The organism is Streptomyces sp. NPDC002055 (genome assembly GCF_040296705.1).
GTDB lineage: Bacteria > Actinomycetota > Actinomycetes > Streptomycetales > Streptomycetaceae > Streptomyces.
This window is the reverse complement of the sequence record NZ_JBEOXS010000068.1, coordinates 25233-36389: the sequence shown is the minus strand read 5'-3', so window position 1 is coordinate 36389 and position 11157 is coordinate 25233. Positions and strand designations below refer to the sequence as shown.

The 11157-nt window shown below is 73.7% G+C and carries 5 protein-coding genes and 1 pseudogene; 1 reads left to right on the top strand and 5 read right to left on the bottom strand.

The window, feature by feature from the left end:
• Positions 1-99 (top strand): annotated as a pseudogene (locus tag ABT112_RS29780) (hypothetical protein); the annotation flags it as partial.
• A gap of 67 nt (positions 100-166) precedes the next feature.
• On the opposite strand, the gene glgB reads toward ABT112_RS29780, so the two are convergent.
• The 5 genes from glgB to ABT112_RS29755 form a co-directional block, all read right to left on the bottom strand.
• On the bottom strand, positions 167-2404 hold the full coding sequence (glgB, locus tag ABT112_RS29775) for a 1,4-alpha-glucan branching enzyme (protein ID WP_351514828.1): 2238 nt from the start codon (positions 2402-2404) through the stop codon (positions 167-169).
• Between the two features lie 862 nt (positions 2405-3266).
• The gene (locus tag ABT112_RS29770; protein ID WP_351514821.1) at positions 3267-5330 is read right to left on the bottom strand and encodes a maltokinase N-terminal cap-like domain-containing protein; all 2064 of its coding nucleotides are present in this window, start codon (positions 5328-5330) and stop codon (positions 3267-3269) included.
• A 380-nt stretch (positions 5331-5710) separates the two neighbouring features.
• On the bottom strand, positions 5711-7453 hold the full coding sequence (treS, locus tag ABT112_RS29765) for a maltose alpha-D-glucosyltransferase (protein WP_351514819.1): 1743 nt from the start codon (positions 7451-7453) through the stop codon (positions 5711-5713).
• Complete coding sequence (locus ABT112_RS29760) at positions 7450-9438, bottom strand: alpha-1,4-glucan--maltose-1-phosphate maltosyltransferase (RefSeq protein ID WP_351514817.1); 1989 nt, start codon at positions 9436-9438, stop codon at positions 7450-7452. The genes treS and ABT112_RS29760 overlap by 4 nt, the downstream gene beginning before the upstream one ends.
• A gap of 364 nt (positions 9439-9802) precedes the next feature.
• A complete protein-coding gene (locus tag ABT112_RS29755) occupies positions 9803-11014 on the bottom strand; it encodes a S8 family peptidase (RefSeq protein ID WP_351514815.1) in 1212 nt (403 codons plus the stop codon).
• Positions 11015-11157 lie beyond the last annotated feature (143 nt).

Here is an 11157-nt window from a genome sequence, read left to right as displayed (position 1 = left end):
ATCGAGTTCGCCCGCGGCAAGCAGCACGACGTGGTCATCGTCGACACCGCCGGCCGCCTCGGCATCGACCAGGAGCTGATGCAGCAGGCCGCGGAGGTGATCCGCGGCCCCGGCGCCCTGCGTCGTCCGGTCCGGCCCCGTTCCGCACGGACCCGGCCCGGCCCCGCTACACCGGCCGGAACCAGACCGTCGCCAGCGGCGGCAGCACCGGCGTGATGCTCGCCGGCCGCCCGTGCCACGGTGTCGCCTCGGCCTTCAGCAGGTCCGGGTTGGTGACGTCGCTGCCGCCGTACCGCGCCGCGTCCGTGTTGAGGACCTCCTGCCAGCCGCCGTCGCGGCCGGGCACCCCGATCCGGTGGCCGTGGCGCACCACCGGCGAGAAGTTGCTGACGCACAGCAGCGGATTGCCGAACGCGTCCAGGCGCAGGAAGGCGAAGACGTTGTCCTCCGCCGCGTCCCCGTCGACCCAGGCGAACCCGGCGGGGTCGGTGTCGCGCTCCCAGAGCGCGGGCGTCTGCGTGTAGGTCCGGTTGAGGTCGCGGACCAGGTCCCGGACACCGCGGTGGTCGCCCGCCGAGTGGTAGGTGTCGTCCAGCAGCCACCACTCCGGGCCTTGCTCCTCCGACCACTCCGCCCCCTGCGCGAACTCCTGTCCCATGAACAGCAGTTGCTTGCCGGGGTGGGCCCACATGAAGCCGAGGTACGCCCGGTGGTCGGCGCGCCGCTGCCACCAGTCGCCCGGCATCTTCGTCACCAGCGACTGCTTGCCGTGCACCACCTCGTCGTGGGAGATGGGCAGCACGTAGTTCTCGCTGTAGGCGTACACCATCGAGAACGTCATCTCGTGGTGGTGGTACCTGCGGTGCACCGGCTCGTGCTGCACGTAGCCCAGCGAGTCGTGCATCCAGCCCATGTTCCACTTCAGCCCGAACCCGAGGCCGCCGAAGCCGCCGGGGCCGGGGTGGTGGGTGGCCCGGGTGACGCCGTCCCACGCCGTGGACTCCTCGGCGATCGTCACCACACCGGGGCAGCGCCCGTAGACGGTGGCGTTCATCTCCTGGAGGAAGGCCACCGCGTCCAGGTTCTCCCGGCCGCCGTGCGCGTTGGGGGACCACTGGCCGTACTCGCGCGAGTAGTCCAGGTAGAGCATCGAGGCCACCGCGTCCACCCGCAGCCCGTCGATGTGGAACTCCTCGCACCAGTAGACCGCGTTGGCGACCAGGAAGTTGCGGACCTCGCGGCGGCCGTAGTCGAACTCCAGGGTGCCCCAGTCCGGGTGCTCGGCCCGGGCCGGGTCGGCGGGCTCGTACAGCGGGGTCCCGTCGAACCGGGCCAGCGCCCAGTCGTCCTTCGGGAAGTGCGCCGGGACCCAGTCGACGATGACCCCGATCCCGGCCCGGTGCAGCGCGTCCACCAGGTGCTTGAAGTCGTCCGGGGTGCCCAGCCGCGCGGTCGGCGCGTAGTACGAGGTGACCTGGTAACCCCAGGAACCGCCGAACGGGTGCTCGGCCACCGGCATCAGTTCGACATGGGTGAAGCCGAGGTCCTTGACGTAGGCGGGCAGCTGCTCGGCGAGCTCCCGGTAGCTCAGCCCCGGCCGCCAGGAGGCCAGGTGGACCTCGTAGACGGAGAACGGCGCCTCGTGCACCCGCCGGTCGGCGCGGTGCCGCAGCCACTCCTCGTCCTCCCAGGTGTGGTGGGAGGCGGCGACGACCGAGGCGGTGCGCGGCGGGCACTCGGTGCGCCGGGCCATCGGGTCGGCGCGCAGGCTGCGGGACCCGTCGGGCCGGGTGATCTCGAACTTGTACAGGGTCCCCTCGCCGATGCCCGGCAGGAACAGCTCCCAGACACCGGAGGACCCCAGGGAGCGCATCGGGAAGCCGGTGCCGTCCCAGGCGGTGAAGTCACCGGTGACCCGGACGCCGCGGGCGTTGGGCGCCCAGACGGTGAACCGGGTGCCCGCCACCCCCTGGTGGGCCATCGGCCGGGCGCCCAGCGCGTGCCACAACTGCTCGTGACGCCCCTCGCCGATCAGATGCAGATCGAGATCGCCGAGCGCGGGGAGGAAGCGGTACGGGTCGTGCGCGGGCTCGCCGTCGCTGTCGTCGCTGCCGTCGTCCTCGCCGTAGGACACCAGCAGCCGGTAACCGGGGATCTCGCTGAGCGGCAGGAAACCGGAGAAGAGACCGTCGCCCTCGGAGACCAGCTCGGCGCGCAGCCCCTCGGCGACGACGGCCACGGAGCGGGCGAACGGCCGCAGGGCGCGGAACACCACCCCGCCGGGCGCCGGGTGGGCGCCGAGCAGCGCGTGCGGATCGTGGTGCGCTCCGCCGAGCAGCCGGTCCCGGTCACCGGATTCCAGCGGGGGCGCGGGCCGCACGCCCGCGCGCCCGGAGGCGGTCACCGGCGCGCTCGCCGAACCGCTGCCCGCCGCCGGGCCGGTACCGGTCGGGCCGCTGCCGACCGCCTGGCCGCTGCCGGTGGCCGGGCCGGTGTCGGACGGTGACGAACCGCCGGACGGCGACGAGTTGCCGGATGGCGACTGGCTGCCGACCGCCGACGAGCTGCCGGACCCCGCCGCGCTGCCGGACCCCGCCGCGCTGCCGGACCCCGCCGCGCTGCCGGGCCCCGCTGCGCCGCCGGATCCCGGCCCGCGGTCGGCCGCCGCGGGCGCAGCGGCAGCCCGCGAGGCACCGGCGGCCCGCGGAGTACCGGTAGCCGCACCACTCGTGCGCGAGGCACCGGCCGGGGCCTTCGCGTCATCGGCACCACCGGCACCACCGGCACCACCGGCACCACCGGCACCACCGGCACCACCGGCACCACCGGAGGCGCCACCGGCAGCGTCACCGGCCGAGCCACCGGGCGCCGTCGGCCTCCCGGGAGCGGTCGGCCGGGGCTTCCGGGAGGCGGCGGCCGAGCCGCCGGAACCGCGCGCGGTGACACGGGCCCCGGCGGCGGGTGCACCGTCGTCCGGCTGCCGCTCGGTGGCGGTGCGCCCGGCGGTGCGCTCGGTGCGCCCGGTCGACGGGGCGGCGGACGTCTGCCGCCCGCCGGACGGGCCGGGCGCCGCGGCCGGCGGCGGGGACGGACGGGGGTCGGACGAGCTGCGACGGGGGGTCACGGTGGGTCCTCCTCAAGAGGATCGAGCCGGGGCGGGTACGCCCTGCGGCGGCGGGGGCGCTCCTGGACAGGGGAGCCGGAGCGTCGGACGGAGCTCCGGACCGCCACCCCGCCGGGGACGGCTGACCCGGACTCCTCGGGGGTCATACGGACGGTGCCGGCGGAACTCCCGGTGTTGGCGGAACTCCCGGCGAGGGCGGAGCTCCCGGTGCCGGCGGAACTCCCGGCGCGGGCCGGTTCCCTGGGCGGGCCGCACCCCCTGCGCGGTCCGCATCACCGGTGAGGGCCGTACCGTCCGGCCGCGCCGCACCGCCCACGCGATCCGCACCGCCCGCGCGATCCGCACCGCCCATGCGATCCGCACCGCCCGAGCGGGCCGCACCGGCCGGGCGCGCGCCCAGGGGCTCCGGCGCGGTCCGCGCGTCCGGGGTGTGCGACACCTCGGGCGGCGGCCCCCCGTCCCCGAACCCCGCGAGCCGGTGGATCGCGGCCATCGGGACCGGCAGCCAGTCCGGCCGGTGCCGGGCCTCGTACAGCACCTCGTACACGGCCTTGTCGGTCTCGTAGGCGCGCATCAGTTCGGGCTCGTCGCGCGGATCGGCGCCGGCCGCCTCCGCATATCCCTCGCAGTAGGCGGCACGATTCTGCACCGCCCACTCCTGTGACCAGGCGGAGGAGCCGGGCGCCGGCCGGTGCGTGCGGGCCGCGTAGTCGAAGGACCGCAGCATCCCGGCGATGTCGCGGGCCACCGGCTGCGGGCGGCGCCGCTCGGCGATGGGCCGGGCGGGCTCGCCCTCGAAGTCGATGAGCGCCCAGCGGCCGTCGTGCGCGGTGCGCAGCGTCTGGCCCAGGTGCAGGTCGCCGTGGATCCGCTGGGCGGGCCAGGTGCGTCCGCGCCCGCCGAGGGCGGCGAACGCGTCGAACGCCGCGCGCAGCGGCTCGCGGTACGGGCGCAGCGCGGGAACCGCCGCCACGGCCGCCTCCAGCCGCTCCGTCATCCCCGCGGCGAGCAGGGCGATCTGCTGCCGCCGCAGCACCGCGGTGGGCAGCGCCGAGGCCAGCGCGGTGTGTACCTCGGCCGTGGCCCGGCCCAGGGCCCGGGCCGCCCCGGTGAAGTCGGCGCGTACGGACAGGGAGTTCAGCGCGAGCTGCCAGCCGTCCGCGGACCCGGGGAGGAACGGCTGCAGAATGCCCAGCGTCATCGGCTCCGCCTCGGGCGCGGCGGCGGCCTCCCGAACCGCCCTCTCCCGAACGACACTCTCCCGGACCGAGCCCTCCCGGACCGAGCCCTCTCGGACCACGCCCTCCCGGACCACGCTCTCCCGGCCCGCGGCCTCCCGAACCGTGCCCGGACCGGAGTCCCTTCCCGGCCCGGAGTTCCCGCCCGGCCCCGAGTCCCAGGCCGGTCCGGGGGCGGTGGCTTCGGAGGGCACCTCGTACGGGACGCCGGACGCCCGGCCGGGCCCGCCCGGCCCGCCCGCCGGGCCGGCGTCCGTCTCGAACCAGGCCGTCGGGTGCGGCACCCGCCCGCAGCCGGCCCGGGCCAGCGTCAGCGGCAGCTCCAGATCGGGGTTGGTGCCCAGGCCCACCCGCCGGAAGACCTTGAGGATGTACGCATCCCCGTACACCACCGAGGAGTTGGACTGCTCGGTGGTGACCGGCCGGGGGAGCAGCCCCGACGGGATGGTGGTGGACGGGGCGCGGGTGAACCGCAGCGCGCCGAGCCGCCCGGGCGCGCGCAGCCGTTCCAGCAGCAGCCCGGCCAACCGGGGGTCCTGCAGGGCGTCGTAGACGGTGCGGCCGTCCAGCGGCCCGCCGCCGGGCCGCCCGATCACCGCGTGGGCGAGCTGCGGCGGCGGGTCGGAGCGGACGCCGAGGAGCAGTTGGTAGCAGTCCGGCGGTACGGGCCGGTCCGGCGGGGCGCCGCCGGTCTGCTCGGCGCGGACCAGCAGATGGAGCAGGCCCGGCGCCGGTCCGCCGGGCACGGACGGCAGCAGCTCGGTCGCGGAGACGAGCGAGAAGCCCGTGATGGGCCGGCCCTTGCCCGCGAACCACCGCTGCCGGGGCAGCCATTCGCGCAGCAGCGGGACGAGGGAGGGGAGTAACCCCCGGGCCGGTTCGACAGCGGAAGGGGGGCCGACGGCGGGAGCCACGGGCGCAGGGGTGGCCGCACGGGTCGGGTTGGCGCGGGTCGAGCCTTCCGACATGGCGTCGCGTCCTTTCCCCGGGTACACCACGATGCGCTCAGTGCCCCGGTGCTTGGGGGCACCCCCATGCTGGAAGCAATGGGGGAGGCTGTCCGGCGGTGCGGGACGTGTCGGGTGAGGATCGTCCGTACAGGTCAGGCGATCGGCCTATTCCCTGCGCGGTTTTCACTGCGCGGTTTCCCTGCGCGGTGACGAGGAACGCGGTACGGGTTACCGAGTTCCCCTGGCGGAACGGCGGAAACCGCTGCCCCGGCGGGACGGCGGAAACCGGCTGCGGGCCGGACCGGGTTGGGCCGGGGCGGACCGGAGGTGACCGGTTCGCGACGGCGGGCCGCCGCCGCATGCGCTGCCGGACGCGCCGCCCCGCCCCGGGCACGCCGTCAGATCCCGGCACCCTCGTCGGCCGGGGCGGTGTCCGGCCGGCGCAGCCGGAACCAGTAGAAGCCGTGGCTGGCCAGGGTGAGCAGATAGGGCAGCTCCCCGATGGCCGGGAAGCGCACCCCGCCGATGAGCTCCACCGGGTGCCGGCCGTTGAAGGTCTGCAGATCGAGCTCGGTCGGCTGCGGGAAGCGGGAGAAGTTGTTGACGCAGAGCACCACGTCGTCGCCCCCGCCGGGCAGCCGGATCTCCCGCAGGAAGGCGAGCACGGCCGGGTTGCTGGACGGCAGCTCGGTGTAGGAGCCGAGGCCGAACGCCGGGTTCTGCTTACGGATCTCGATCATCCGCCGGGTCCAGTGCAGCAGCGAGGACGGGCTGCTCATGGCCGCTTCCACATTGGTGACCTGGTAGCCGTAGACCGGGTCCATGATGGTCGGCAGGAACAGCCGCCCCGGATCGCAGGAGGAGAAGCCCGCGTTGCGGTCCGGCGTCCACTGCATCGGGGTGCGCACCGCGTCCCGGTCGCCCAGCCAGATGTTGTCGCCCATCCCGATCTCGTCGCCGTAGTAGAGGATCGGCGAGCCGGGCAGCGAGAGCAGCAGGGCGGTGAAGAGCTCGATCTGGTTGCGGTCGTTGTCCAGCAGCGTGGCCAGCCGCCGCCGGATGCCGATGTTGGCGCGCATCCGCGGGTCCTTGGCGTACTCCGCGTACATGTAGTCGCGCTCTTCGTCCGTGACCATTTCGAGGGTCAGCTCGTCGTGGTTGCGGAGGAAGATGCCCCACTGGCAGCCGGAGGGAATGGCCGGGGTCTTGGCCAGGATCTCCGAGACGGGGTAGCGGGACTCCCGCCGCACGGCCATGAAGATGCGCGGCATGACGGGGAAGTGGAACGCCATGTGGCACTCGTCGCCGCCCTTGTCGTAGTCGCCGAAGTAGTCGACGACGTCCTCGGGCCACTGGTTGGCCTCGGCGAGCAGCACGGTGTCCGGGTAGTGCGCGTCGATCTCGGCCCGGACCCGCTTCAGCAGGTCGTGGGTGCGGGGCAGGTTCTCGCAGTTGGTTCCCTCCTCGGCGTAGAGGTAGGGCACGGCGTCCAGCCGGAAGCCGTCGATGCCCAGGTCCAGCCAGAACCGCAGCGCCGAGACGATCTCCTCCTGCACGGCCGGGTTCTCGAAGTTGAGGTCCGGCTGGTGGGAGAAGAAGCGGTGCCAGTAGTACTGCTTGCGCACCGGGTCGAAGGTCCAGTTGGACGCCTCGGTGTCGACGAAGATGATCCGGGCGTTCTGGTACTGCTTGTCGTCGTCGGCCCAGACGTAGTAGTCGCCGTACGGCCCGTCGGGGTCGGTCCGCGACTGCTGGAACCACTCGTGCTGGTCGCTGGTGTGGTTCATGACGAAGTCGATGATGACCCGCATGCCCCGCTGGTGGGCGGCGTCGACGAACTCCACGAAGTCCGCGAGGTCGCCGAAGTCGGGGAGGACTGCGGTGTAGTCCGACACGTCGTAGCCGCCGTCGCGCAGCGGCGACTTGAAGAACGGCGGCAGCCAGAGACAGTCGACCCCGAGCCACTGCAGGTAGTCCAGCTTGGCGGTGATGCCCTTGAGGTCGCCGATGCCGTCGCCGTTGCTGTCCTGGAAGGACCGCACCAGGACTTCGTAGAAGACGGCGCGTTTGAACCAGTCGGGGTCCCGGTCCCCCGCCGGGGTGTCCTCGAAGGTGTCCTGGACGGGCTCATTGACGATCATGGTGTGGGTGACCCTCCGATCGGTGAGGACGGTCGCAGGGCGAACACGTGCGCGGGCCTGACGCCCGGCTCGAGGCGCACATAGTTGTCCCTGCCCCAGTGGTAGGTCTCGCCGGTGAGCTCGTCGCGCACCGGGACGGACTCGTGCCACTCCAGGCCGAGTTCCGGCATGTTCAACGAGACCGTGGCCTCCTGGGTGTGGTGGGGGTCGAGGTTGACCACGGTGAGCACGGTGTCGTTCCCCGCACGCTTGGAATAGGCGATGACCGTGTCGTTGTCGACCGGGTGGAAGTGCAGACTGCGCAGTTGCTGGAGGGCCGGGTGGCGGCGCCGGATCCGGTTGAGCGCGGTGAGCAGCGGGGCGATCGTCCGGTTCTCCCGCTCGGCCGCCTCCCAGTCGCGCGGCCGGAGCTGGTACTTCTCGGAGCCCAGGTACTCCTCGCTGCCCGGCCGCAGCGGCCGGTTCTCGCACAGTTCGTAACCGGCGTAGACGCCCCACGTGGGGGAGAGGGTGGCGGCCAGCACGGCGCGCGTCTCGAAGGCGGGCCGCCCGCCGTGCTGCAGGTGGGCGTGGAGGATGTCCGGGGTGTTCACGAACAGGTTGGGCCGCATCCAGGCGGCCGCGTCACCGGACAGCTCGGTGAGGTACTCGGTGAGCTCCTGCTTGCTGTTCCGCCAGGTGAAGTAGGTGTACGACTGCTGGAATCCGATGGCGGCCAGGGTGTGCATCATCGCGGGCCGGGTGAAGGCCTCGGCGAGGAAGACGACGTCCGGGTCGGTCCCGTTGATCTCCGCGATGACCCGCTCCCAGAAGACCACCGGTTTGGTGTGCGGATTGTCGACCCGGAAGATCCGCACCCCGTGGTCCATCCAGAAGCGCAGCACCCGCAGCGTCTCCCGGACGATCCCGTCCATGTCGGTGTCGAACGCGACGGGATAGATGTCCTGGTACTTCTTCGGCGGGTTCTCGGCGTACGCGATGGTGCCGTCGGCCCGGTGGTGGAACCACTCCGGGTGCTCGCTCACCCAGGGGTGGTCCGGCGAGCACTGGAGCGCGAAGTCGAGGGCGATCTCCAGCCGCAGCCCGGCCGCCTTCCGCACGAAGTGGTCGAAGTCCCGCAGCGTGCCGAGGCCGGGGTGGACGGCGTCGTGCCCGCCGTCGGGGGAGCCGATCGCCCAGGGCGAGCCCACGTCGTGCGGCCCTGCCGACAGGCTGTTGTCCGGCCCCTTCCGGAACGCGGTGCCGATGGGGTGGACCGGCGGGAGGTAGACCACGTCGAAGCCCATGGCGGCGATGGCGGGGAGCCGTTCGGCGGCGGTGCGGAAGGTGCCGCTGACCGGCGGTTCCCCCTCCCGCACCACGGCCCCCTCGGAGCGGGGGAAGAACTCGTACCACGACCCGTACAGCGCGCGGCGGCGCTCCACCAGGAGCGGCATCGGCGGGGAGACGGTCAGCAGTTCGCGCAGCGGGTGCCGGTCCAGCGCGGCGACCACCTCGGGGGCCAGCGCCGCGGCGAGCCGGGCCGCGGCCGGCCGGGCGGGATCCCCCAGCGCGTCGGCGGCGGCCAGCACGCCCTCCCGGCCCTCGCTCTTGGGGACCCCGGCGGCGGCCTCCTCGTGCAGCGCGGCCCCCTCGCCGAGGACCAGCTCGGTGTCGATCCCGGCCGGGACCTTGATCCCGGCGTGCCGGCGCCAGGTGGCGACCGGGTCGCTCCAGGCCTCGACGGTGAACGTCCACCGGCCCTCGGCGTCGGGCGTGACCTCGGCGCCCCAGCGGTCGGTGCCGGGGGCGAGCTCGCGCATCGGGGTCCACGGCCCCGCGCGGCCGGCCGGGTCCCGCAGCACCACATTGGCGGCGACCGCGTCGTGGCCCTCCCGGAACACGGTGGCGCTGACCGGGAAGGTCTCGCCGGCGACCGCCTTGGCCGGGCGGCGCCCGCAGTCGACGAGCGGGCGGATGTCCAGAACGGGAATGCGTCCGATCACGGGATCACCTGGAGGCGTTGCGGTTTCAGCCACGGTGTGGGCCTTTGTCCTTACTATCTGCTCCGTTGACGGTGTGCCGGCTGCGGGCATGGCCGCTCCTGTCCGCGCGTTCACTCAAGTGGGCGACTGCGTCCTGCGGGCTGTGCCGGGGGTGTTCCGTGGTGCGTGGCGGTCCTGCGCGAGGGCGGTGCGGAGAGGTTCCGGTGGTGCCGCCGGCGGCTACCGGTGGAGCCTGCCCAGGGGGTACCGGCGGGCAATCCGGCCGGGCCCGGGCTACCGGCGCGTAACGGCAAAAACGCGGACCGGTCCCGCGCCGAGGGCGTCGGGACCGGTCCGGGAGACATCGGACTCCTGTGTCAGTCGGTCAGTCGTGCACCTGCAACAGACGGTTGGGCGAGGTGAGACCGGGGCCGGTGACCTTGCCGGAGGCCGACCGGCCGACCAGTGCCGCGGAGACCTCCGCCGGGCTCGCCGACGGGTGGTCACCGAGGTGGAGCGCCGCGGCGCCGGCCGCGTGCGGAGCGGCCATCGAGGTGCCGGAGAGGGTCTTCGACGCCGTGTCGGACGTGTTCCACGCCGAGGAGATGTCCACACCCGGGGCGAACAGATCCAGCCGCCCGCCCCAGTTGGAGAACGAGGCCCGGGCATCGGTGCGGTCGGTCGCCCCGACGGTGACGGCCTCCCCTACCCGGGCGGGCGAGGCGAGGTCCGCGGGCATGCCGTCGTTCCCGGCGGCGACGGTGAAGGTCACCCCGGCGGCGATCGCGTTCCGGACGGCCGCGTCGAGCTGCGGGCTGACCGTCCCGCCCAGGCTCATGTTGGCCACCGCGGGCTTTTTCGCATGGTGGGTCACCCAGTCGATCCCGGCGATCACCTGGGAGGTCGTGCCGGACCCCTCGTCGTCGAGCACCCGTACGGCGACGACGCCGGCCCGCTTCGCCACCCCGTGGGAGCGCCCGGCGATCGTCGCCGCGACATGCGTGCCGTGCCCGTTGCCGTCCTGGGCCGTGGCGTCGTCGTCGACGAAGTCCCAGCCGCTGCGGGCCCGCCCGCCGAAGTCCTGGTGCGAGGTGCGCACCCCGGTGTCGATGACGTACGCGGTCGCCCCCGCGCCGCCGCCGGCCGGCGGGGTGTAGGAGTGGTCCAGCGGGAGGGAGGGCTGGTCGATGCGGTCCAGGCCCCAGGACGGCGGGGCGGACCGGCTGCGGTCGATGCTCACCCGGCTGTCCTGCGCGACGGTGGCCACCCGGGGGTCGGCCGCGAGCCGCCGGGCCTGCGCCGCGTCCGCCCGCACCGTGTAGCCGTTGAGCGCGGTGCCGTACGTGTGGCGTATCCGGGCCCCGTACGTCCGGAGGAGGTCCCGGCCCGCCGTGGAGGGAGCGGTGATCCCCCCTGCGCCGGACTTCAGCGTGACGATATAGCTGCTGCCCACCGCGCCGGGCGCGTAGGCGCCGAGTATGCGCCCCTCCGCGGGGGCCGCGTGCGCGGGCAGGGTGATGGCTGAAAGGACCGCTGCCGTGATCAGTGATGTCACGGCACCGAACCGCCTCCGACGGCGGTGGTGCGCCATGGCCATGTACGAAGTCCCCTCCTCGAGCGCTCCTTGACAGAGAAAAGCGTCTCGTCCACTACCGGTCGGTACAACGGTGCGGACCAGGGGGAATCCGCGACTTCCGAGGGGAGCCGGTGAAGGTTGCGGCGGTTTCCGGCCCCGTCGAT